The sequence below is a fragment of the Saccharothrix sabaoui genome, from assembly GCF_051756985.1.
Taxonomy (GTDB): Bacteria; Actinomycetota; Actinomycetes; order Mycobacteriales; family Pseudonocardiaceae; genus Actinosynnema.
On sequence record NZ_JBPKJK010000064.1, the window covers coordinates 24,484 to 47,806 of the forward strand.

General features: G+C 74.4%; 20 protein-coding genes and 1 pseudogene. 11 read left to right on the plus strand and 10 right to left on the minus strand.

Annotation, left to right across the window (positions count from 1 at the left end):
- Window positions 1-24: 24 nt before the first annotated feature.
- The 4 genes from ACR807_RS20865 to ACR807_RS20880 form a co-directional block, all read right to left on the minus strand.
- A complete protein-coding gene (locus tag ACR807_RS20865) occupies window positions 25-945 on the minus strand; it encodes an AEC family transporter (RefSeq protein WP_438923040.1) in 921 nt (306 codons plus the stop codon).
- Window positions 946-964: 19 nt separating this feature from the next.
- Window positions 965-2,101 carry an L-talarate/galactarate dehydratase gene (locus ACR807_RS20870; RefSeq protein ID WP_438923041.1) on the minus strand — a complete coding sequence of 379 codons (1,137 nt, stop codon included), beginning with the start codon at window positions 2,099-2,101 and terminating at the stop codon, window positions 965-967.
- A 60-nt stretch (window positions 2,102-2,161) separates the two neighbouring features.
- Window positions 2,162-3,076, minus strand: coding sequence for a 5-dehydro-4-deoxyglucarate dehydratase (gene kdgD / locus ACR807_RS20875; RefSeq protein WP_438923042.1), 915 nt, complete (start codon window positions 3,074-3,076; stop codon window positions 2,162-2,164).
- A 170-nt stretch (window positions 3,077-3,246) separates the two neighbouring features.
- The gene (locus ACR807_RS20880; protein ID WP_438923043.1) at window positions 3,247-4,155 is read right to left on the minus strand and encodes a LysR substrate-binding domain-containing protein; all 909 of its coding nucleotides are present in this window, start codon (window positions 4,153-4,155) and stop codon (window positions 3,247-3,249) included.
- Between the two features lie 136 nt (window positions 4,156-4,291).
- Between ACR807_RS20880 and ACR807_RS20885 the strand changes: the two genes are divergently transcribed.
- The 4 genes from ACR807_RS20885 to ACR807_RS20900 all read left to right on the plus strand — a co-directional run bounded on the left by ACR807_RS20885 (window position 4,292) and on the right by ACR807_RS20900 (window position 8,511).
- A complete protein-coding gene (locus ACR807_RS20885) occupies window positions 4,292-5,329 on the plus strand; it encodes a LacI family DNA-binding transcriptional regulator (protein ID WP_438923044.1) in 1,038 nt (345 codons plus the stop codon).
- A gap of 193 nt (window positions 5,330-5,522) precedes the next feature.
- Window positions 5,523-6,917 carry a glycosyl hydrolase gene (locus ACR807_RS20890; protein ID WP_438923045.1) on the plus strand — a complete coding sequence of 465 codons (1,395 nt, stop codon included), beginning with the start codon at window positions 5,523-5,525 and terminating at the stop codon, window positions 6,915-6,917.
- A gap of 80 nt (window positions 6,918-6,997) precedes the next feature.
- Window positions 6,998-7,741 (plus strand): MBL fold metallo-hydrolase, encoded by a 744-nt coding sequence (locus ACR807_RS20895; protein WP_438923046.1) that lies wholly within the window; start codon window positions 6,998-7,000, stop codon window positions 7,739-7,741.
- A 50-nt stretch (window positions 7,742-7,791) separates the two neighbouring features.
- Entirely contained in the window at window positions 7,792-8,511 is a 720-nt protein-coding gene (locus ACR807_RS20900) for a GNAT family N-acetyltransferase (protein WP_438923047.1), read from the plus strand.
- A 269-nt stretch (window positions 8,512-8,780) separates the two neighbouring features.
- On the opposite strand, the pseudogene ACR807_RS20905 reads toward ACR807_RS20900, so the two are convergent.
- Window positions 8,781-9,248, minus strand: a pseudogene (locus ACR807_RS20905) (SAM-dependent methyltransferase); the annotation flags it as partial.
- Between the two features lie 122 nt (window positions 9,249-9,370).
- Between ACR807_RS20905 and ACR807_RS20910 the strand changes: the two are divergent.
- The 4 genes from ACR807_RS20910 (at window position 9,371) to ACR807_RS20925 (ending at window position 13,201) form a co-directional block, all read left to right on the plus strand.
- A complete protein-coding gene (locus tag ACR807_RS20910; protein WP_438923048.1) occupies window positions 9,371-10,189 on the plus strand; it encodes a class I SAM-dependent methyltransferase in 819 nt (272 codons plus the stop codon).
- Window positions 10,190-10,339: 150 nt separating this feature from the next.
- Window positions 10,340-11,257 carry an AurF N-oxygenase family protein gene (locus ACR807_RS20915; protein WP_438923049.1) on the plus strand — a complete coding sequence of 306 codons (918 nt, stop codon included), beginning with the start codon at window positions 10,340-10,342 and terminating at the stop codon, window positions 11,255-11,257.
- An 8-nt stretch (window positions 11,258-11,265) separates the two neighbouring features.
- Complete coding sequence (locus ACR807_RS20920) at window positions 11,266-12,774, plus strand: FAD-dependent oxidoreductase (RefSeq protein ID WP_438923050.1); 1,509 nt, start codon at window positions 11,266-11,268, stop codon at window positions 12,772-12,774.
- A 91-nt stretch (window positions 12,775-12,865) separates the two neighbouring features.
- Window positions 12,866-13,201: a hypothetical protein gene (locus ACR807_RS20925; RefSeq protein WP_438923051.1), complete on the plus strand. Its 336-nt coding sequence runs from the start codon at window positions 12,866-12,868 to the stop codon at window positions 13,199-13,201.
- A 39-nt stretch (window positions 13,202-13,240) separates the two neighbouring features.
- Here the strand turns inward: ACR807_RS20925 and ACR807_RS20930 are convergent, their stop codons facing one another.
- The 4 genes from ACR807_RS20930 to ACR807_RS20945 are packed head-to-tail and all read right to left on the minus strand — an operon-like array spanning window position 13,241 to window position 18,726.
- Window positions 13,241-14,512, minus strand: coding sequence for a cation:proton antiporter (locus ACR807_RS20930; protein ID WP_438923052.1), 1,272 nt, complete (start codon window positions 14,510-14,512; stop codon window positions 13,241-13,243).
- A 13-nt stretch (window positions 14,513-14,525) separates the two neighbouring features.
- On the minus strand, window positions 14,526-15,980 hold the full coding sequence (locus ACR807_RS20935) for a cytochrome P450 (protein ID WP_438923053.1): 1,455 nt from the start codon (window positions 15,978-15,980) through the stop codon (window positions 14,526-14,528).
- The gene (locus ACR807_RS20940) at window positions 15,977-17,083 is read right to left on the minus strand and encodes an alpha-hydroxy acid oxidase (protein WP_438923054.1); all 1,107 of its coding nucleotides are present in this window, start codon (window positions 17,081-17,083) and stop codon (window positions 15,977-15,979) included. The genes ACR807_RS20935 and ACR807_RS20940 overlap by 4 nt, the downstream gene beginning before the upstream one ends.
- The gene (locus ACR807_RS20945; RefSeq protein WP_438923055.1) at window positions 17,080-18,726 is read right to left on the minus strand and encodes an NAD(P)-binding domain-containing protein; all 1,647 of its coding nucleotides are present in this window, start codon (window positions 18,724-18,726) and stop codon (window positions 17,080-17,082) included. Before ACR807_RS20945 ends, ACR807_RS20940 begins: the two co-directional genes overlap by 4 nt.
- A gap of 229 nt (window positions 18,727-18,955) precedes the next feature.
- Here ACR807_RS20945 and ACR807_RS20950 point away from each other — a divergent pair, with 229 nt between their 5' ends.
- Together ACR807_RS20950 and ACR807_RS20955 are read left to right on the plus strand one after the other, a co-directional pair.
- Window positions 18,956-20,458: an ANL family adenylate-forming protein gene (locus ACR807_RS20950; protein WP_438923056.1), complete on the plus strand. Its 1,503-nt coding sequence runs from the start codon at window positions 18,956-18,958 to the stop codon at window positions 20,456-20,458.
- Between the two features lie 45 nt (window positions 20,459-20,503).
- A complete protein-coding gene (locus ACR807_RS20955; RefSeq protein ID WP_438923057.1) occupies window positions 20,504-22,090 on the plus strand; it encodes an MFS transporter in 1,587 nt (528 codons plus the stop codon).
- A gap of 24 nt (window positions 22,091-22,114) precedes the next feature.
- Here ACR807_RS20955 and ACR807_RS20960 read toward each other — a convergent pair whose 3' ends face one another.
- Window positions 22,115-22,321 carry a hypothetical protein gene (locus tag ACR807_RS20960; protein WP_438923058.1) on the minus strand — a complete coding sequence of 69 codons (207 nt, stop codon included), beginning with the start codon at window positions 22,319-22,321 and terminating at the stop codon, window positions 22,115-22,117.
- Window positions 22,322-22,789: 468 nt separating this feature from the next.
- On the opposite strand from ACR807_RS20960, the gene ACR807_RS20965 reads away from it, so the two are divergent.
- Complete coding sequence (locus ACR807_RS20965) at window positions 22,790-23,317, plus strand: EF-hand domain-containing protein (RefSeq protein ID WP_438923059.1); 528 nt, start codon at window positions 22,790-22,792, stop codon at window positions 23,315-23,317.
- Window positions 23,318-23,323 lie beyond the last annotated feature (6 nt).

Consider the following 23,323-nt stretch of genomic DNA (forward strand, 5'->3'; position numbering starts at 1 on the left):
CGCGGTGACCGGGGGCCGGGGCCCTCACGCACCCAGCATGAGGGCGACCCCCACCAGGACCGGGACGGACAGGACCGTGCTGATCAGGATCACGTCCCGGGCCAGCTCGCTGCCGCGGTCGTAGGTCGTGGCGTAGACGAACACGTTCTGCGCGGTGGGCAGGGCGGAGGTGACGGTGACCGCCAGCAGGGCCGCGTCGTCCAGCCGGAGCACCCAGCGGCCCAGCGCCCAGGCCGCCGCCGGCTGCACCACCGCCTTCAGCGCGACGGCCAGCCACACCTGCCCGGCGGCCTCGCCCGACGCCGGGCGCGGCGCGCCGTGCAGGCTCGTGCCGTAGGCCAGCAGGGCGGCGGGCACGGCGAGCCCGGCCAGCAGCTCCACCGGCCGCAGCACGAGGGCGGGCAGTTCCCAGCCGGTCCCCGCGAGCGCCAGCCCGGCGGCGCAGCCGAGCACCACGGGCGTGCGCAGCGGCTGGGTCAGCAGCCGCAGCGGCGAAACCCGGCCGTGCGACGAGGCCAGCACGGTGAGCCCCACCGGGGCCAGCACCAGCACCTGGAACAGCAGCACCGGCGCCACGATCGACGCGTCGCCGAGCACGTACACCGCGATGGCCACGCCGAGGTTGCCCGCGTTGACGTAGGACGTGGCCAGCGCCCCGGTGGCCAGCTCGGCGGCGGGCACCCGCCACCGCCACCACCCGATCACCGCGTAGAGCAGCCCGCACAGCACCGCGCTGCCCGCCGTGGCCACCAGGGTCGGCGAGAACAGCGCGGACGGGTCGGCGTCGGCGAGCGTGAGCAGCAGCAGCGCGGGCGTCGCGACGTAGAACGACAGCCGGGACAGCACCCCGGCCGCGCCCTCGCCCAGGACGCCGGTGCGGGCGGTGAGCCACCCGACCGCGATGACCGCCACCAGGGCCGCGAAACCGCCCAGCACGGCGTTCACGCCGCGACCACCCGCACCGTCACCTGGGCAGCTCCGCGGTGACGCGGTCGACGGTCCAGGCGCGGGCCCGCTCACTGAGCGTGATGCCCAGGCCGGGGCGGTCGGACAGGTGCATCCGGCCGCCGCTGATCTCCAGGCGCTCGTCGAACAGCGGGTGCAGCCAGTCGAAGTGCTCCACCCACGGCTCCAGCGGGTAGGCGGCGGCCAGGTGCACGTGGATCTCCATCGCGAAGTGCGGCGCGAGCTGGATGCCGCGGTGCTCGGCGAGCGCGGCGAGCTTGAGGAACTGGGTGATGCCGCCGATGCGCGGCGCGTCGGGCTGGAGGACGTCCACCGAGCCCTGCCGGATCAGCTCGTAGTGCTCGGCGACGCTGGTGAGCATCTCGCCGGTGGCGATGGCGGTGTCCAGCGACCGGGCCAGCCGGGCGTGGCCCTCGGCGTCGTAGGCGTCGAGCGGCTCCTCGATCCACACCAGGTCGAACTCCTCCAGCGCCCGGCCCACGCGCATCGCCGTGGGCCGGTCCCACTGCTGGTTGGCGTCGACCATCAGCGGCACGCCGTCGCCGACGTGCTCGCGGACGGCGGCGACCCGGCGCAGGTCCTCCGCCCGGTCGGGGTGGCCGACCTTGATCTTGACACCGCCGACGCCGGACCCCAGCGCGCGGGTGGCGTTGTCCTTGAGCCGCTCGACCGGCTCGTGCAGGAAGCCGCCGGAGGTGTCGTAGCAGCGCACCGAGTCGCGGTGCGCGCCCAGCAGCTTGGCCAGCGGCAGGCCCGCCCGCTTGGCCTTGAGGTCCCACAGCGCCACGTCGATCGCGGCCAGCGCCTGGGTGGCCGCGCCGCTGCGGCCCACCGACGCGCCCGCCCACACCAGCTTCGTCCACAGCCGGCCGATGTCGCTGGGGTCCTCGCCGATCAGGTCGGGCGCGACCTCGCGGGCGTGCGCGAACTGCGCCGGCCCGCCCGCGCGCTTGGAGTAGGAGAACCCGACGCCCTCCAACCCGGCCTCGGTGCGGATCTCGGCGAACAGGAGGGCGACCTCGGTCATCGGCCGCTGCCTGCCGGTGAGCACCTTGGCGTCGCTGATGCCCCGGGGCAGCGGGAGGGTCACCGAGGACAGGGTGACCGAGGTGATCCGGTCGAGCACGGCGGTCATGTCGCTCCTTCGCGGGAGGGGGCCGGGGTCAGCGGACGGGGTGCGGCGGGGTGCCGGCCACTACGCCACCTTCCGCACCAGTTCGGTCAGCTCGGCCAGCTCGTCGGCGGTGAGGTCGCTCAGCGGCGGGCGCACCCGGCCGCCGTCGCGGCCCACCGCGGTCAGCCCGGCCTTGACGATGGACACCGCGTAGCCGCGGGCGCGGTCGCGGACGTCGAGGTAGGGGATGACGAAGTCGTTGAGCATCCCGTAGACCGCCGTGCGGTCCTGGGCGCGGACGGCGGCGTAGAACTCCAGCGCGAACTCCGGCAGGAAGTTGAACAGCGCGGAGGAGTAGGTGCTCACGCCGAGCTGGAGCAGCGGCAGCGCGAAGGTCTCCGCCGTGGGCAGCCCGCCCACGTAGACCAGCCGGTCGCCGACCCTGGCGAAGGTGCGGGTCATCCGCTCGATGTCGCCGACGCCGTCCTTGAGGCCGATCAGGTTGGGGTTGCGGTCGGCGACCTCGGCCACGGTGGTGTCGGACAGCACGGCGTTGGCCCGGCTGTAGACGACCACGCCCAGGTCGGTGGCCCGGCACACGGTGGTGATGTGCTCGGCGAGCCCCCGCTGGCTCGCCTCGGTGAGGTACGGCGGGAACAGCAGCACGCCGGACGCGCCGGCCTCCTGGGCGGCCTTCGCCTGGGCCACCGCCACCGCGGTGGCGCCGGTCGCGGGCGCGACGACCGGCACCGCGCCGCCCACCTCGTCGACGGCGACCCGCACCACCCGGTCCACCTCGGCCTGGGTCAGCGAGAAGCCCTCGCCGGTGCCGCCCGCGGCGAACAGGCCGGCCACGTCGAACCCGGACTGCCAGGCCAGGTGCTCGCGGTAGCGGGCCTCGTCGAACTCCAGCGCGTCGTCGAAGTGGGTGACGGGGAAGGACAGCAGACCGGACTTGAGTCGGTCCGCGAGAACGTCGGGGGGCATCAGCGTCACGGCTACGGCGTCCTAGGGCCGGTGGGGCCGCCGCGCGTGGCGGCGCGCGGCGGTGGGGTCCCGATCACCGTAGGAACACGCCACGATGCCTGTCCAAGTGTTGTTTCGCATTGCTCAATACCTTGACGGCATCCACGGCGAGCGTCCATGGCGGGCCTTCGCGGCCGGCGTCACCTGACCGGCACGCCGTCTCCGAGCACGCCGTCCCCGAGCACGCCCAGCACCCGCCACAGCGCCGGGTTGGCCGACGCGCGCAGCCACAGCAGGTGCAGCTCCACCGGTTCGGGCACGGCGGTGGCCAGCCGCACGAACCCCACGCCCTCGATGGACAGCCGCGCCGCCGACTCCGGCACGAACGCGATGCCCCGGCCCGCCGCCACCAGCCACAGCATGGTGAGCACCTGGCTGACCACGTGCACGGTGTTCTCCGGCGCGATCGGCACCGCGCCGACCACGAGGTCGTAGAAGTAGCGCGCCCGGGTCGGCGAGTGCATGATCACCGGCTCCGAGCCCACGTCGGCCGCCGTCACCACCGGTCCCGCGCCGAGCAGCCGGTGGCCCTCGGGCGCCGCGATCAGCAGCGCCTCCCGGTGCAGCGGGCGCGAGCCGAACGCGGCGCGGTCGAACGGCGGCCGGCCCAGGCCCAGGTCGACCTCCTCGTTGAGCAGGCCGGCCACCTGCTCCCGGGTCGCCATCTCGGCCAGGTCCACGTCGAGGTCCGGCAGCTCGGCGGACAGCCGGTTGAGCAGCGCGCCCAGCACGCCGTACGTGGAGGCGGCGGTGAAGCCGACCCGGAGCAGGCCGCTGGAACCCGACGACACCCGCCGGGCCTGCTCGGGGGCGGCGTCGGCGAGCGCGAGCAGCCGCCGCGCCTGGGCCAGGAACACCCGGCCGGCGGCGGTGAGGGTCACCCGGCGGTTGTCCCGCACCAGCAGCTGCGCGCCGACCGCGCGTTCCAGCTTCTGGATCTGCCTGCTCAGCGGCGGCTGGGTCATCTTCAGGCGGACCGCTGCCCGGCCGAAGTGCAGCTCGTCGGCCACCGCGACGAACCCGCGCAGCTGCTCCAGCGTGAACGTCATACCCCGAAGGTATCAATGCGCGCCGCTCCGGCCTCGGGCGAGCATGGCCCGGTACCGCCGGACCACGCACCCGACCTGCGGCCGACACCTACTAAAACGGTACAGTAATGTCGTCCGCGCTGGTAGGTTGCCGAATGTGGAACGGGTCGGTGCGGCGGGCGGGGAGCGCAAGGCGACGATCAAGGACGTCGCCGCGCTGGCCGGCGTGTCCCCGTCTGCGGTGACGATCGCGCTGCACGACAAGCCCGGCGTGTCGGCCTCGACGCGCGAGCGCATCCTGGAGGCCGCGCGGGAGCTGGGGTGGCGGCCCAACCTGGCCGCGTCCTCGCTGGCCGGCCGCGCGGTGCACACCGTGGGCCTGGTCATCGCGCGCCCCGCGCGGATGCTCGGGCTGGAGCCGTTCTACATGGAGTTCATCTCCGGCATCGAGAGCGTGCTGGGCCGCCGCTCGTGCTCGCTGCTGCTGAGGCTGGTGGAGGGCGACGAGGAGGTCGAGGTCCACCGCGAGTGGTGGCAGGGCGGGCGGGTCAACGGCTGCATCCTGGTCGACCTGCGCGTGGACGACCCGAGGGTCGCGGCGCTGGCGGGGATCGGGCTGCCCGCCGTCGTCGTGGGGCACCCGAGCCTGGCCGGGCCGTTCACCTCGGTGTGGACCGACGACGCCGCCGCCGTCGCGGAGGCCGTGCGCTACCTGGCCGCGCTGGGGCACCGGCGCGTCGCGCGGGTCAGCGGGCCGGTCGAGCTGGGGCACAGCGCCATCCGCACGCGGGCGTTCACCGAGGTGTCGCGGGAGCTGGGCCTGGACGCGCGCACCGTCGTGGCCGACTTCTCCGCCGACCAGGGCAGCCGGGCGTGCCGGAACCTGCTGCTGGCGGCCGACCGGCCCACCGCGATCGTGTTCGACAACGACGTCATGGCCGTCGCGGCGCTGGGCGTGGCGGCGGAGTTCGGCCTGTCCGTGCCCGGTGACCTGTCGCTGCTGGCGTGGGACGACTCGCAGCTGTGCCAGCTGACCCGCCCGACGCTGTCGGCGATGCGGCACGACGTGTTCTCGTTCGGCGCGCAGGCCGCCGGGACGCTGTTCGACGTGATGGCCGGCGTGACGCCCCCGGTCCACCGCGCGCACGTGCCGAGCCTCGTCCCCCGGGGCTCCACCGCGCCGCCGCGCCGGTGACCGCTCCCGGCCGCGACCGGTACTAGTGCGTTTTAGTTCCTCGTCTTGACACTGTGATCCGGGGCACTTAACTTCGTGTTGTCCAGACCTATCCGGTCTGTTCTCCCACCGGAAATCCCTGTTCGGCGGTGCGCACCGCTCCGGTAGAACGCTCCACCTCCCCCTGCGTGGAGTCCGATCCAGAGGAGAGCACGTGCACTCCATACCGAAACGCGCCCTGGCCGTCCTGACCACCCTGCTGACCGCGCTCGGCCTCGCGGTCGCGGCGACGCCGCAGACCTCGGCGTTCCCGGCCTCGTCCCGCCAGGCGGTGCTCGACCACCTGGCGTCCATCACCGGCCGCGCCGTCGTCTCCGGCCAGCACAACAAGGAGCCCGCGAGCCTGCCCGGCCAGTACACGCAGCAGGTCAAGGACATCACCGGCCAGTACCCCGGCCTGTGGGGCGGCGACCTGATGTTCCGCGCCGAGGACGTGGCGAACCGGCAGCGCGTCGTCGACCAGGCCAAGACCGAGTGGGCCAACGGGTCGCTGGTCACCCTCACCTGGCACGTGTGCACGCCCACCGGCGGCAGCACCTGCGAGTTCGACGGCGGCGTCAAGACGCAGATCTCGGCCGAGCAGTTCAGGCAGGTCGTCACCGACGGCACCGCGCTCAACACCGCGTGGAAGCGCCGCCTGGACGAGGTCGTGCCCTACCTCCAGCAGCTCAAGGCCGCAGGCGTGCCGGTGCTGTTCCGCCCGCTGCACGAGATGAACGAGTCGTGGAACTGGTGGGGCAACCGGCCCGGCCCCGACGGCGGCGCGCGGCTGTACCGGATCACCCGCGACCACCTGGTCGGCAAGGGCCTGGACAACCTGATCTGGGTGTGGAACGTGCAGGACAACCCGGCCGGCGGCTGGGCGTCCTACTACCCGGGCGCGCAGTACGTGGACGTGGTGTCGCTGGACGTCTGGTACAAGCCCCACCCCAGCCAGGCCGACTACCAGCAGGTCCAGGCCATCGCGGCCGGCAAGCCCATCGCGGTCGCCGAGATGGGCAAGGTGCCGAACGCGTCCCTGCTGGACACCCAGACCCGCTGGTCGTACTTCATGCTCTGGTCGGAGCAGCTGCGCGGCGACAACACCAACGCCGAGATCCAGGCGGCCTACTTCCACCCGCGCGTCCTCAACCAGGGCGAGTTCACCGTCCCCGGCGGCACCGCGCCCGCCCCGCGCGGCGGACCGATCACCGGCGTGGGCGGCAAGTGCGTGGACGTCGCCGGCGCGGCCACCGCCAACGGCACCGCCGTGCAGCTGTGGGACTGCAACGGCACGGCGGCGCAGACGTGGACCGCGTCCGGCGCGGTGCGCGCCCTCGGCAAGTGCCTGGACGTCGCCGGCCAGGGCACGGCCAACGGCACGCCCGTGCAGCTGTGGGACTGCAACGGCTCCGGCGCGCAGCAGTGGCAGGTCCAGGGTGGACAGCTGCGCAACCCGCAGTCCGGCCGCTGCCTCGACGCGCCCGGCGGGAGCACCGCCAACGGCACGCGGCTCCAGGTCTGGGACTGCAACGCCAACACCTGGCAGCGGTGGACCGTCCCGGCCTGATCCGGTGGGGGCGGCCGGGCACCCGGCCGCCCCCACCCGGCACCCCGCGGCCCGGTGATCGCCGCACTAGGCTCGCGGCCGTGGAGCTGACCCGGATCGACGACCACGTGCACGTGGCCACCGGCACGAACGTGAACTGGGCCCTGGTCGACGACGGCTCGTCGCTCACCCTGGTGGACGCCGGGTACCCCCGCGACCTCGGGGCGCTGCTGGCCTCGATCGAGGCCGTGGGACGACGGCCGGAGGACGTGACCGCCGTCGTGCTCACGCACGCCCACCTCGACCACATGGGCGGCATCCCGGCGGTGGTCGCCCGGTGCGGTGCGCCGGTGATGACGGGCGCGGAGGAGGCGCGGCACGCCCGGCGCGAGTACCTGGAGCAGATCACGCCGGTGCAGATGCTGCGGCAGTGCACGCGGGTCGCCGGCGTGCGGTGGGTCGCGGACACGGTGCGCGCCGTGGGCCTGGCGAACCTGAAGATGAAGGTGGACGACGTGGTCGCGGTCGAGCCGGGCGTGCCGCTGGACGTGCCGGGCGGGCTGGTGGCCGTGCCCACGCCCGGTCACACGCGGGGCCACACGGCGTACCTGATGCCGTCCACCGGCGTGCTGTTCAGCGGGGACACCCTGGTCACCGGCCACCCGATCTCCCGGCTCGGCACGGGCGCGCAGAAGCTGCCCGCGGTGTTCAACGAGTCGGAGGAGGGGGTGGAGCGCGCCGTCGCCGGCCTGCGCGACCTGCCCGCCGACACCCTGGTCCCCGGTCACGGCCGGCACGTCCAGGCGCCCGTCGCCACCCTGGTGGACCGGGCCCTGAACCGCTGACCCCCGGGGGTGGCGCGCGCGGCACCGGCACGTCGTGCGTCAATGGGACCATGATCCCGGACGACCCGGCCCCGGACGGCCTGATCGAGGACGGCCCGAACGCGGGACCATGGCTGCGCACCGAGCGGCTCGAACTGCGCCGGTGGGCGCCGGAGCACCGGGAGGGGCTGCGCGCGCTCGCCGCGCTGCCCGAGGTCGTGCGGTACGTCGGCGACGGGACGCCCTGGGACGACGCGACCGTGAGCACCAAGCACCAGTCCGCCCTGGAGCACTGGCGGCGGTGCGGGTACGGGTGGTTGTCGATGCACGACCGGTCGGGCGCGGCGGTCGGGCTCGTCTCGGTGAACGAGCGGTCGTCGGGGGAGTCGGGCGTCGGCGTGCCCGCGGTGGAGCTCGGCTACTGGGTCGCGCCCGCCGCCTGGGGGTGCGGGTACGCCTCCGAGGCCACCCGGGCGGTCGTGGCCGAGGTGTTCGCCCGGGGGTTCGCCGAGCGCCTCGTCGCCCGGCACCTCGACGCCAACACCGCGTCCGGCCGGCTGCTGGAGAAGCTCGGGTTCGTGCGGCACCACGTGGTCGACGGGCTGGTCTACTCGGTCCTGGAGGGCCCAGCGCCGCCCGGCCCCGCGCCGGGCGAACCTGCGCCGGGCGAACCTGCGCCGGGCGAACCTGCGCCGGGCGACCCCGCGCCGGCCGACCCTGCTCCAGCCGACCCCGCGCCGGGCGGCGTGGGCCGCAGTACCAGCACGACGAAGCCCAGCACGCCCCGGTAGCCGCCGAGCCAGTCCTCCCGGTGCGCGGCCGACACCTCCAGCGCCTGCCGGTGGTCCGGGTCGTCGGGGTGGTCGAGCACCCACCGGGCGAGCGACCCGGTCCAGCTCCACTCGTACTCGTCCCACTCGGCGAGCGTGCTCACGTGCCCGTGCACGGGCGTCCAGCCGTCGGCCACGACGGACGCCGTGGTCGACGCCAGGTCGGTGAACGACTGCGGTCCCACCTCGATCAGCGCGCGCACCCGCGGTGACGGTTCGCTTTCCCAGAAGCAGTCGCCGAACACGACCACGCCGTCGGGCGCGAGGTGGCGGCGGGCGGCGGCGAGGGTGGGCGCCACCGCGCCGAACGCGTAGGCCGCGCCGACGCTGAGCACCACGTCGGCCGGGCGCGTCGAGCGGTAGGTCGTCACGTCGTGCCGGACGAGTTCCAACCGGTCCGCGACGCCGCTGCGGAGCGCCTCGGCGTGCGTTCGGTCGAACCCGGCGTCGGAGATGTCGACGCCCACGGCGGTGGCGGCGTCGTTCGCCTGGAGCGCGCGCAGCAGCCACGCCCCCTCGCCGCAGCCGAGGTCGAGCAGGTGGGCGTCGGGCCGGTGCACGGCCCGGTCGAGCAGGTCGGCGACGGTGACGTCGTCGAGCGGCGCGGAGATGGGGTGGTCGGCGTGCGCGAGTGCGCTGAGGGTCATTCGGTCCACCACAGGTGGGTAGCACGCGGGCACCACTCGCCGCGCCCGCATTTCCCGGGGCGCGGGGTCGCACGAACGGGGAATGCCGGCCCGCGCGGCGTTGGCCCGCCCGACCCGGGGGTACGCGTGGTCCGACGGCCCGCCGTCCCCCGCCCGCAGAACGGAGCAGCAGCATGTCCCAGACCGCGCAGCGCCCGGCGACCGCGGCGACCAGGGCACCCGCGCGGCGCCCGGCGACCGCGCACATGGGCGAGGACGACCTGGACGCGGTGTTCGACGCCGACTACGAGCACTTCATGCGCCACTCCCACCCGCGCGGGTTCAACCGGGCCGAGGCGGACCTGGCGATGCGCGTGGCGGGCCTGCGGGCGGGCGCGTCCGTGCTGGACGCGGCCTGCGGCTACGGCCGGGTCGCGCGGGAGCTGGCCGCGCGCGGCGTGCGCGTGCACGGCGTCGACCGCAGCCCGACCCTGATCGCCTCGGCGCGCGCCGACGCGGCCCGGGACGGGACCGGGGCCACGTTCGAGGTGGCGGACCTGCGGCGGTTCGAGCCGGAACCGGAGCACGACGCGGCGCTGCTGTGGTTCACCAGCTTCGGCTACGGCGACGACGAGGACAGCCGCCTGGTGCTGCGCACCCTGTGCCGGTCGCTGCGCCCCGGCGGTCGCCTGCTCATCGACACCGTGCACCCGGTCCACGAGCACGCCAGGGCGGTGGCCGACAACCACCGGGTCGTCCTGCGCCGGGCCGGGGACGACCTGATGCTCGACGAGGTCTCCCTGGACGCCGCCGGCACCCGGATCACCGGCGCGCGGACCCTCGTGCGGGACGGGCGGACGCGCTCGTGCACGTGGTCGCTGCGGCTGGTGGGGCTCGCGGAGTACGAGCGGTGGCTGCGCGACGCCGGGTTCGCCGGGGTGGCGTTCCTGGGTCCGGACGGCGGCCCCGCCGACTGGGCGCACCAGCGCCTGCTGGTCCTCGCGCACGCGTAGGGGTGACGCCCGGCGCGTCCGCGCGCGGTGCCGGGTCCCGTCCCGGCCACCTCACCTGGAACTCCCGTGCCTGGTCCGAGGCCGATACTTGTGTGTTACCGTTGGTAACAGTAATCTCGGGTAACAGGCAATCAGTCATAGGGAGCCCTCATGACCAGCGTCGACACCCACGACCACGCGGACGCGGCCCGGCCCGACCGCCAGGCCGTCGCGCGCAGGTTGTTGGACTCGTCCGAGCAGCTCTCCTACGACCCCGTGCGCGAGGTCGACTGGGAGACGCCGCTCGACACCGACTACCACGGCGCCAGCCCGGAGTGGAGCACGCTGTACGGGACGTCCTACTGGGACGAGATGACCCCCGAGCAGCAGCGCGAGCTGACCCGCCAGGAGGCGGCGTCCGTGGCGAGCACCGGGATCTGGTTCGAGATGATCCTGCAGCAGATGGTGCTGCGGGACTTCTACGCCAAGGACCCGACCGACCCCGCGTTCCAGTGGGCGCTGACCGAGATCGCCGACGAGTGCCGGCACTCGATCATGTTCGCGCGCGGCGCGGCGAAGCTGCGCGCCCCCGCGTACCGGCCGCGCCGGGTGGTGGTCGAGCTGGGCCGGGCGTTCAAGACCCTCGCGTTCGGCGAGGCCGCCTACGCCGCCATCCTGGTCGCCGAAGAGGTCCTGGACGTCATGCAGCGCGACTGGATGCGCGACGAGCGGGTAGTGCCCTTCGTGCGCACCATCAACAACATCCACGTGGTCGAGGAGTCGCGGCACATGAAGTTCGCCCGCGAGGAGACCCGCGAGCGGCTCAGGGGCGCCGGGCGGCTGCGCAGGCAGGTCAACGCGCTCGTCGTGGCCGGCGCGTCGTACGCGATCGTCACCAGCATGGTGAGCGAGGAGGTCTACGCCAACGCCGGGCTGGACGCCGAGCGCGCCATCCGCGAGGCCAGGGCCAATGAGCACCACAAGGCGATGCTGCGGTCGAGCTGCGCCGGGCTGATGGAGTTCCTCGACTCCTGCGGGCTGCTCACCAAGGCGTCCCTGGCGTTCTACCGGCGCGCGAACCTCATCTGACGGCGACCATGGCCTACGCGATCACCCAGACCTGCTGCAACGACGCGTCCTGCGTCGCCGTCTGCCCGGTCAACTGCATCCACCCGACGCCGGACGAGCCCGACTTCGGCACCACCGAGATGCTCTACGTCGACCCGCGCGCGTGCATCGACTGCGGCGCGTGCGCGGACGCGTGCCCGGTCGACGCGATCTTCCCGGTGGACGCCCTGAGCGCGGCGATGCGGCCCTACGCCCGGATCAACGCCGAGCACTACGCGGACCGGGACGTGATCGCGGAGGCGGCCGACCCCTCGCCGAACTTCCACGCGTGGGGACCGCCGGTGTTCGACCGCGCCCTGCCCGGCGACCTCAAGGCGCCGGACGTGGCCGTGGTCGGCACCGGCCCGGCCGGCATGTACGCCGTGGAGGACCTGCTGCTGCACACCAACGCCCGGGTTACGCTGATCGACCGGCTGCCGGTCGCGGGCGGCCTGGTGCGCTACGGCGTCGCGCCCGACCACCCGTCGACGAAGAAGATCGGCGAGGTGTTCGCCCGCTTCCACGCCCACCCGCGGCTGCGGCTGCGGCTGGGCGTCGAGGTGGGCCGGGACGTCACCGCGGCGGAGCTGGCCGCGCGGCACGACGCGGTGGTCTACGCCGTCGGCGCGTCGGCGGCCCGCCCGCTCGGCGTCCCCGGCGAGGACCTGCCCGGCAGCCTCGCCGCCACCACCGTCGTGGCCTGGTACAACGGCCACCCGGACGTGCCGGCGGACGCGGTGGACCTGTCGGCCGAGCGGGTCGTGCTGGTGGGCACCGGCAACGTCGCGCTGGACGTGGCGCGCATCCTGACCGCCGACCCGGACGCGCTCGCGGGCACGGCGATCGCCCCCGGCGCGCTGGCCCGGCTGCGGACGAGCGAGGTGCGCGAGGTCGTGCTGCTCGCCCGGCGCGGCCCGGACGTCGCCGCGTACACCAGGCCGGAGCTGCTCGCCCTGCTCGCGCGGGACGGCGCGGACCTGGTGGTCGACGCGCACGACCCGGAGGTGCTGCGGGCGATCGACGCCGCCGCGCCCGCCGACAAGGCCGGGCTGCTGCGGGACGTGCCGCGCGAGGCCGTCGACTGGTCCGCGCCACCGCCCGCCGGGCGGCGCGTCGTGCTGCGGTTCCGCTCCGCGCCGCTGGAGGTCGTCGGCGACGAGGAGGTGCGCGGCCTGCGCGTGACCGGCCCGGACGGGGACGTGGAGATCACCGCGGGCCGGGTGGTCCGCGCGGTCGGCTACCGGGGCACCCCGGTGCCCGGCCTCCCGTTCGACGAGGCCGCCGGCACCGTCCCGCACACCGGCGGGCGGGTGGAGGGGCGGCCCGGCGCGTACGTCGTGGGCTGGATCAAGCGCGGCCCGTCCGGCGGCATCGGCGCGAACCGGGCGTGCGCGGCGGAGACCGTGGGCACGCTGCTCGACGACGTGGTCTCCGGCAGGCTGCCCGTCCGCCCGCGACCCACCGGCCTGGCCGGGCTCGTCTCCCGTTTCCGCCGCTGACCTGCGGTCCATCCGGCCGGGTGTGTTCGCCGCACCCGGTCGCGGGTACCCGACGACCAGGAACCGAGTGGTCTTCGTGATGGAGGAACCCGTGGCGGACGAACTGTCGGGGCGTGGCGCGAGCGTCCCGCACCAGGTGAGCGCGGAGCAGGTGAACGCCGGTGGGGCGACCGCGAACGAGGTGGACGCGGGCCAGGTGAACACCGTCGTCGAGGCGCAGTTGGACAAGGCGGCCGAGGAGGTGGCGCGGCGCTTCGGCGAACGCGTCGACCAGGACGTGGTGCGGCAGGCGATCGGCGACGCCTACGGGCGGCTGGCCCGCCGCTCCCGGCTCGTCGGCTTCCTGCCGCCCGTGGAGGTGGGCGCGGAAGGCGCTGAACGCGAGGGCGTCGAACGGGAGGGCGCGGAACGGGGACCGGTCGCCTGAGCCGCCGCCCCGCGCGGGACGGCGGCCCAGGCAGACGGATCAGGCGGTGCCGGGCGCCACGGGAACCTGCTCGGGCACGTCGCCGCGGGTGCGACGCCGGTCGAGGCGGTCGAACAGGGACAGCAGCGGCGTCGCCATGATGGTGGTCACCAGCGCCACCACGACCAGCGCGCTGAACAGCGCCGGCGTCACGATGCCCGCCGCGAGGCCCACGTTGATCGCGATGAGCTGCATGAGGCCGCGCGCGTTCATCAGCGCCCCCACCCGCAGCGCCACCGGCTGCGGCTCACCCACCGCGCGTGCGGCGAGCCAGCAGGCGCCGAACTTGCCGACGACCGCCACGACGACGCACGCCACCGTGAACAGCAGCAGCGACCCGCTGCCCAGCAGCGCGAAGTCGGTGTTGAGCCCCGAGTAGGTGAAGAACAGGGGCAGGAACAGCGCGCCCACCGGCGTCAGCGCGGACACCGCCCGGTCCAGGGCCTCCGAGCGCGGGAAGACCACGCCGAGGCTGAACGCGCCGAACACGGCGTACAGGCCGATCGTGTCGGTGTACCAGGCGGCCAGGAAGAGCACCGCCACCACGACCAGCAGCAGGTTCTCCGCGGTGAACCGCTCGGTCAGCACGACCGCGCGCCCGTGCGAGCGCAGCAGCACCACCAGCAGGCCGGCCAGCAGCACCGACCCGCCCACCGCGATGGCGACCGGCCAGGCGTCGCCGGTGGCCATGCCGAGCACCCCGGCCAGCAGCACCCACGCCAGCGCGTCGTCCACCGCGCCCGCGCCGAGCGAGATGGCGCCGAAGCGGGTCTCCTGGAGGCCGCGCTCGGTGATGATGCGGGCCAGCATCGGGAACGCGGTGATGGCCAGCGCCACGCCGACGAACAGCGCGGACACCAGCAGCGGGACGTCGTCCGGGAACACGTCGGCCCGGCCGTCTGCGAACCAGGTCAGCGCGCCGCCCAGCAGCAGCGGCACCAGGATGCCCGCCGCGGAGATCACGCCGGCGGGGCGGGCCACGCCGCGCACCCGGTCGATGCGGAACTCCCAGCCCGCGCGGAACATGAACGCCACGAGCCCGATCTGGCCCACGACGTACAGGACGGGCCTCAGCTCCTGGGGGAACAACCCGGCTTCCACCCCGGGCAGCAGCGCGCCCAGGACCGAGGGGCCGAGCACGACGCCGGCGACCATCTCGCCGACGACGGGGGGTTGCCCGACGGCGCGCAGCAGGCGCCCGACGAGCCGGCAGGTGAACAGGACGACCACGACCGCTAGGAAGAACGCGGGGGCAAGTTCGGTGGGGGTCAACGCGCCTCCAGTGTCAGTGGACCACCGGGCAGCGCCCGGCTCGGTCGGTATCAGCGGCGGCGGAAGTGGCGGTGGTGGTGGTCGGTGCGGGAACGTCGGGAGCGGCACCACTCGGGGTGGCACCGTCGAGGGCGGCGAAGTAGCGCTCGGCCAGGCGCAGGCGGCGGGCGTCGAGCACCATCACGGTGCCCAGCACCAGCTGCACCAGGCTGCGCGTCACGTCCTCGCAGCGGTCGCGCAGCCGCACGAACAGGCGCAGCGCCGGCAGCACCCCGGGTCGGGGCTCGGCACCGCGCGGCACGAGCAGGCACGGCGCGCGGTTCGGGATGGACCGGGTGTGCGAGGCGGTCGACTCCAGGCGGAAGCGGCGCAGCACCTCGCGGACGCAGGCGCGCATCGCCAGCGGCGCCAACCGCCACGCCGGGCAGGGCCGGTTGGCGGCCACCCCGAACGGGATGTGGTGGGCGTCGCGGGCCGACAGGTCCCGCCAGCGGTCCGGGTCGAACTCGTCGGGCCGGTCGTAGCCGGTGGCGTGGTAGTCCGGGTAGCTGAAGCACACCACCGTCCCGGCGGGCAGCGAGGTCCGCTCGTCCAGCCGCACCTCGCCGGTGGTGACGCGGTGGGCGATGCCGAACAGCGGGTACAGCCGCAGCACCTCGTCCAGGACGTGGTCGAGGTAGCGGTCGTCGTCGGGGTCGGCGACCAGCCTGCGCTGCACGTCCGGGTGCCGGGCGACGGCCAGCAGCAGGTGGGCGGTGCCCTCGGCCATCTGCACCACGGCGGTGTTGAAGAACGTGCCCTGGAGGTAGTGGACCTGCTCGGCGGTGGTCAGCGAGGCGGGCAGCTCGTGCGGCACGTCGCCCGCCTCGACGCGGGCCCGCAGGTACCGGGTCAGGCGCGCCCGGCGGCGCGGGTGGCGCAGGCCGGTGCACTTGAGCGAGGTGACGACGTCGTTCGCGTGGCCCACGACCAGGTCGCGGGCGTGCGGCGGGCACGGTTCGCGGAACACCAGCTCGTGGAAGTACTCCGCCCACACCGGCATCACCAGGTCGCGCAGCCGGACCAGGCTCACCCGGTCGTCGGGCAGGGCGTCCAGCGCGGTGGCCGCGGCGCGGGTGGCGGCCTCGGCCAGGGTCGCCGACGCGCCGCCGACGATCCGGCGGGTGGTGCGGGCGACGTCGTCGTAGCGCGGGCCGTCCTCCAGGTGCTCCTGGTGCACCTCGGGCCCGGGGGACAGCCAGTACCAGAACAGGTCGGACAGGCCCGCGCCGCGGCTGCGGCCGTTGACGGCCGGGTCGGCGTACACGCGCTCGAACACCTCGGGCCCGTACCGGTCGTCCGGCAGCACCACCGCGCGGTCGCCGTTGACCAGCTCGAAGACCCGGACGCGCAGCGCCACGACCCGTCGCGGCAGCCACCGGGTCGCGCCGACCACCGCGGCGGCGGCCAGCAGGGGCAGCACCTTCACGACGCACCCCGGCGGTCGCCGGTCGGGGTGTCGGTGCCGGCGCGGCGCACCACCTGGTCCGGCGCCAGGTCGGCGTTGCCGCGCGCCCCGCACAGCGCGAGCGCGTGGTCGTACTCGTCCAGCAGCTCCTCCAGCACCCGCCGCACGCCCGCCTCGCCGTCGGCCGCCAGGCCCCACACCACGGGCCGCCCGATGCCCACCGCCGCCGCGCCCAGGGCCAGCGCGACGGCCACGTCGGTGCCGCGCCGCACCCCGCCGTCGAGCAGCACGGGCACCCGCCCGCCCGCCGCCGCCACGACGCCGGGCAGGGCGTCCACGGCGGCGGGCACCGCGTCGCACTGCCGCCCGCCGTGGTTGGACACCACGACGCCGTCCACCCCGTGCTCCACGGCCAGGCGCGCGTCGGCGGGGTGCAGGACGCCCTTGAGCAGGATCGGCAGCGACGTCGTCGCCCGCAGCCGCGCCACGTCGTCCCAGGACAGCTCCGGCGACATGGCGATGTCCCGAGTGCGGCCGGGCGGCCCGCCCGGCAGGTCGCGCATGTTCTCCGCGGCGTAGCCGGGCGGCAGGTCGGTGAAGCCGTTGCGCAGGTCCCGCTCGCGCCGCCCGAACACCGGCGAGTCGACGGTGACCACCAGCGCGGTGCACCCGGCGCGCTCGGCCCGCCGCACCAGGCACTCGGTGACCTCGGGCTCGGGCTGGAGGTAGAGCTGGAACCACACCGCCGCGCCGGGGTCCACCGCCCGCGCGGCGGCGGTCACCTCGGCCACCGCGGTGGTGGCGGCCATGCCGGTGACCAGCACGACGCCCGTGCCCGCCGCCGCCCGCGCGGTGGCCAGCTCGCCCTCGGGGTGGGCGAGGCGGTGGAACGCGGTCGGCGCGACCAGCACCGGCGCCGAGGCGGGCGCGCCGGGCAGGTCGACGGAGGTGGCGCGCACGCCGCTGCCGCGCAGGACCCGGGGCAGCAGCGCGAGCCGGTCGAAGGCGCGCTCGTTGTCGGCCACCACCCGCTCCCGTCCCGCGCCGCCCGCGACGTAGTCGTAGAACGCCGGGTCGAGCACGTCGCGGGCCCGCTCCCGCGCGGCGGCGAGCACGCCGGTCACGCGCGTACCGCGGACGCGGCAGGCACTTCGGCGGCGGGCACTTCGGCGGCGGGCACCTCGGCGGCGGCCGACTCGGCGGGGGAGCCGAGGTGGGTGCCGAGGAACGCGCGCAGCGGGGCGCGGTGCACGGCCTCGCTGTCCCACTCGTTCTCCAGGTTCTCGGTCACGTGGTGCTCGGCGACGAACTCGCCGCCCCGGTAGAGCCGCACCACCGGGTGCAGGTAGCGGCCGTCGAGGCCCTGCACGTCGTCCTGGGACTTGCGCCCCGCGGTGACGTCGAACGGGTCGACCAGGTCGTGGTCCTCGCCGTACTCCAGGGTGATCACCGCGTGCGCGGCGACCTCGCCGAAGTCGCCGCGCGGCACGGCGACCCGGGTGTGGGCGACCGGCACCTCCTCCGCGTAGCGCATCCGCCCGTCCGGCGCGACCAGCAGCACGTCGCCGAGGAAGGCGAACTGCTGCCACAGCGCCGAGCTGGTGTTGATCCGGCGGACCACCTCGTCCACGGCCGCCTCGACCCGGTCGCCGAGGTCGGCGGTGGGCCAGGCCACGCCGTGGTGGCGCTGCTCCAGGATGTGGTGCAGGGCGCGCACGCCGTAGCGGAAACCGTGGATGAAACCGCTGGTCGACTTCTTGAAGTCGCGGACCTGGGTGATGGTGCCCGCGAAGTGCAGGTCGGGCACGTTCACCGACTCCCAGGTCTCGGTCTGGGCCGGGAACCGGTCGTTGATGGTCAGCTGCGGCCGGCACTCCGGGGCGAACACCGACGCGTCGAACCGGAATCCGGTGGCCAGGACGACCCGGTCGTAGCGGATTTCCTTGACCACTTCGTTCACGCGTTCGAACGACACCTTGACGTGGTAGCCGTGCTCGTCCCGCCGAATCCCCAGGACCCGGCCGTCGAGCACCGCGTTCTGCGTTTTCAGCTGGTAGGTGTCGAGGAAGTTGTTGTTCACCGCGCGCAGGTGGCCGACGAAGTGGGTCCGCCACGCCAGGCGCAGCGAGCCCGCGCCGACCACGTGGATCACCGCGGCGGTCTCGATCAGGTTGTCCGCGGTCTCGAACGCCGAGTTGCCGCGGCCGATGATGAGCACCCGCTGGTCGGTGAAGTCGGCCGGGTCGGTGGTGACGTCGACGTACCGCTCGGCCAGTTCCGCGCCCTCGAAATCGGGCAGGTTCGGCAGCGAGACGCCGGTCGCGGCGATGACCCGCTTGGCCCGGAAGACGTTGCCGTGCTGGTCACGGGCCTCGAAGTCGTCCGGTCGGGTGATCTCCACCAGTCGGGTGTCGTACCGGACGGCGAGGTCGTGGGTGGCCGCGAAGTCGGCCAGGTAGCCCACCATCTCGTCGGCGTGCGGGAAGTAGCGCGGGGTGCGCGCGGTGAACAGCGGGGTGCGCTCGTCGGACAGCAGTGAATTCCAGTCCATGCGCAGCCGCAGTTCCGGGTCGTCCCACCCGGTGTGCACCTTGTTGCTGGAGATCAGCGTGCGGTGCCGGGGGAAGCGGGTGAAGAACGTGCCCGGCGCACTTCCCGATTCCACGACCAGGTAACTGCGTCCGGCACGAGCGAGGAAATATCCCGCCTGCAACCCCGCCGGACCTGCGCCGATCACCAGGTACTCGAACTCCTCCGTGCTGGGCACCGGAATGCTCCTCTCATCCGACGGGCATTTGCGGCGGCTGGTTGAGACTTAAACAACGCCTTGGTCAATACTCAAGGTGATCTAGCTCACATACTTTTGGTGTAATCCGATCAGAATGGACGGGCAAAAATTCTGCTCCGAACGGTCGCAATCGATGTCGAGACGCTGTCGGTTTCCCCGGCGTGCTCGGCGCGGTGGTAGTGAGTCGCCCGAGAGATTCGGAGGTCCCATGTCGGAAGAGTCCGTTTTCCCGCAGGCGCTGCTCGACGAACTGGCCCGCGACCCGGTCGCGCCCGCCTTCGAGCACCGGGGACGAGCCACCTCCCGCGGCGAGCTGCTCGACCTCGTCCGCCGCACCGCCGCCGCCCTGCGCGCCGCGGGCGCCGGACCGGGCACGGGCGTGGCGCTCGCCACCGGCGTGAGCGCGGCCGGGTTCGCCGCCCAGGCCGCCGCGCACGTGCTGGGCTGCCGGGTCGTGGGCGTGCGGCAGGGGCTGCCCGCCGCGCACCTGCGGCACGTGCTCGGCGACGTGGGCGTGCTGGTGGTCGACGCCGAATCCGACACCCCGCCGCTGCGCGCGGCGGCGGGGGCGGCGCGCGTCGTCGTGCTGGAGCGCGACCTGCCGGCCGACGGCGAGCACCTCGTGCCCGCGGGGCGGCCCGGCGACACGGCCCTGGTGGTCCTCACCAGCGGCAGCACCGGCGTGCCCAAGGGCGTCTCCTTCACCTACGCCGCGCTGACCGGCCACTGGTCGTGGCAGCCGGCGCGGTGGACCGACCGCACCCGGGACCTGGCCGCGCGCTACGACCGGTTCCTGCTGTTCGGCACCCTCGCCAGCGCCGTGGTGTCCGAGCACCTGGCGCTGTGCCTGCTCTCCGGCGGCACGGCCGTGGTCGCCGAGGGCGCGCCGGACCTGCCGCGCGACTTCGGGCGGCTGCGCGTCACCGCGTGCCTGCTCACCGTGCCCCGGCTGCACCACGTCCTGGACACCCTGCGGCCCACCGACGCGACCACCCTGCGGTCGCTGCTCGTGGCCGGGTCACCGCTGGCGCCGCACCGGTTCGCCCAGGCGGTCGAGCTGCTGGGCGACGTGGCCCACCACGGCTACGGCCAGACCGAGCTGGGCATGGTGTCGCTGCTGACGGCCGCCGACGTGCGGCGGCACCCCGGTTCGCTCGCCTCCGTGGGCAGGCCGTGGGTCGGCGTGGACGTGCGGGTGGTCGACGAGGGCGGCGCCGACGTGCCGCCGGGCGCGACCGGCGAGGTCCTGGTGCGCACCGCCAACGCCTTCCGCGGCTACTGGGGGGACGCCGCGCGCTCCGCCGAGGTCCTGCGCGACGACTGGGTCCGCACCCGCGACCTCGGCCGGCTCGACGGCGACGGCTTCCTGCACCTGACCGGGCGGGCCCGCGACGTCGTGTTCGTCAACGCGGTCCTGCACTACGCGGGCCCCATCGAGAAGGCCCTGGCCTCCCACCCGGACGTGGACCAGGCGTACGTCGTGGGCGCGCCCGACGAGCGCACCGGCGAGGCGGTGCACGCCTTCGTCATCGCCCGCCCCGGTGCCTCGCCCGACGGGGACGCGCTGCGCGCGCTGGTCGCCGCCGAACTGGGCGACGGCGCGGTGCCCGCGACCGTGACGACGGTGACCGCGGTGCCGATCGCGCCCAGCGGCAAACCGGACAAGGCGGCGCTGCTGGCGTCGCGCCCCGAAGCGGTGAACGGCGTTTGACGACGTGCCGGCGAGGTACTTGCGGGTGGTGACCGGGGGCACCGCATGACCGCTCCGTCGGCGTGGGCGCCGCTGCGCCGCGCCGCCTACCGCGCGCTGTGGCTGGCCCAGTTCGCGTCCAACACCGGCACGTGGGCGCAGACCGTGGGCGCGCAGTGGCTGATGGGCGACCTCGGCGGCAGCACGCTGGAGGTCGCGCTGGTCCAGGCGGCCACGACGCTGCCGGTGTTCCTGCTGGTCGTGCCGTCCGGCGCGCTCGGCGACGTCCTGGACCGCCGTCGGGTGCTGATGTGCGGCCAGGCGCTGATGCTGGCCGGCGCGGCGTCGCTGGCCGTGCTGGCCGCGAGCGGCGCGGCCACGCCGGTGGCGCTGCTCGCGCTCATCGCGCTGATGGGCGTGGGGCAGGCGCTGTCCATGCCGTCGTTCCAGGCGATCCAGCCGGAGCTGGTGCCGCGCGCGGAGATCCCGCAGGCGGCGCTGCTCAACGGCGTGAACATGAACGTCGGCCGCGCGATCGGGCCGGCGCTGGGCGGTGTGCTGATCGCGGCGTCCGGGCCGGAGGCGGCGTTCGCGTTCAACACGGTGTCCTTCCTCGGCGTGCTGCTGGTGCTGTGGCGGTGGCGGCGCCCGGCCGACGCGCGCCCGCTGGGCGCCGAGCACGTGGTCACCGCCGTGCGCACCGGGGCCCGCTACGTCCGCAGCTCGCCGCTGTTCTCCCGGGTCCTGGTGCGGTGCGTGCTGTTCGTCGTGTTCGGCAGCGGGCTGTGGGCGCTGCTGCCCGCCCTGGCGCGCGGTCCGCTCGGCCTCGGCGCGGGCGGGTACGGCGTGCTGCTCGGCAGCGTCGGGGCCGGGGCGATCGGCGGCGCGTTCGTGGTGCCCCGCCTGCTGGACCGGATCGGCAAGAACACCCTGATCACCGCGGCGACCTGCGCCTACGGGGCGGCGACGGCGTTGGCCGGGGTGACCGCGAGCGCCGCGGTGGCCGTCGTGGCGATGCTGGTGGCGGGCGCGGGCTGGATCGCCGTGCTGTCCACGCTCAACGCGACCGCGCAGGTGCTGCTGCCCGCCTGGACGCGGGCCCGCGCGCTGGCCTACTACCAGCTGATGCTGATGGGCGGCCAGGCGTTCGGCGCGGTGGTGTGGGGCGCGGTCGCCGGCGCGCTGGGCGTGGGGTGGGGCGTGGTCGTCCCGGCTGTCGCGATGGTGCTGGTGGTGCTCGTCGCGGCGCGCCTGCTGCCGCTGACCGACCGCAAGCTCGACACCACGCCCGCGAGCCTGTGGGACGCGCCGCCGGAGGTCGGGGACGCCGCCGCCGGCCCGGTGCTGGTGACCGCGGAGTGGCGGGTGCCGGCGGAGCGGGCCGCGGCGTTCACCGAGGCGATGCGCAAGGTCGGCCGGTCGCGCCGGAGGACCGGCGCGACCCAGTGGGGCCTGTTCCGCGACTCGGAGGACCCGGAGCTGCACCTGGAGACCTTCGTCGTCGAGACGTGGCACGAGCACCTGCGCCAGCACCTGGAACGCGGCACCGCGGTCGACCTCGCCGTGGAGGCGGCGGCGCGGGAGCTGGCCACCGGACCGCCGCGCGTGCGGCACCTGCTGTGGGTCCGCCCGGGGGCCGCCCCGCCGTCCTGAGCGCGATCCCGCGCCCGACCGCCCTCAGCCGTTGTCGGGGTCGACGTTCGAGTAGTCGGCGAGACCGACGCTGCCGGTCGGGCCGGCCTCGGGGTGCACCGACCCGCTGTCGCTGCGCCCCGGCGTGCCGTCGCCCTCGTCGTCCAGGGGGCCCGACGCCTGCTCGTCCAGCGGCGCGCGGCTCACGTCGTCGTAGTCCTGTCGGGGTGCGTTCCCGCGTTCGTCGTCCATGCCGGGCGGCTACCCGGGTCGCCGGAGGACAAACGGCGCCCGGTGGGCAGGCGACGCCCGGCCGGTGAACGGGGTGCCCCCGGCCGCGGGGCGACCGCGCCGGTACCCGACCGGTGCCCCGTACCGCCGGAGCAGTTCTCCGCATTACTGCAGCCCCGCATTTCCGGGGGAGACCGGACGGTGTCGCAATTCTGCCGTCCGGTGAATTCCGAGGCATGTCGCATAATCCTCCGATCGGCGTCCGACTCCCCACTGAATGCTAATGCGAGGCCGGTCCCGGATGCCCTGTTAATAACCGTTGCCGCTGGTAGCAACGGTGTGAAAAATATCTAACCAATTCCTGCTCACTCGGACGGCTTATTGACGGGGCCTGTGTTCGGGAGTTGAGTTCGGGGTAGCGGGACGGGTGGACTTCGTGCGGTTCGCACGAAGCAGACTGCCGTACGCCGCATTCATCCGGGAGTTCCCATGACCATGTCAAAATCCCTTGAACGCACACTGGACCAGCGCTTCGACCTCTACGACATCGACAAGAACGGGTACATCGAGGAGTCCGACTTCCGGGAAGCCGCCAAGGTGCTCGCCGGCGCGTACGGGCTGCCGGCCGGGTCGGACCGGGCCGCCCGCCTCGGGACCGTCATGACCGACATGTGGACGAACCTGTCCAGGACCAGCGACGCCGACGGCGACGGCCGCATCGACCGCGCGGAGTTCAAGCAGGGGTTCGCGCAGCAGCTCCAGGGCGGCAAGGAGGCGTTCACCGCCACCTACCAGCCGTTCGTCGACGCCCTGATGGAGATCACCGACGCCGACGGCGACGGCCGGATCGGCCTGGACGAGCACACCCGGTGGTACACCGCGGTGGCGGGCGTCTCCCCGCAGGAGGCCGCCGAGTCGTTCCGCCGCCTCGACCAGGACGGGAGCGGGTTCGTGACCCGCGACGAGATCTCCCGGACCCTGGTGGAGGACTTCTTCAGCGCGAACGTCGAACCCTGACCCCCG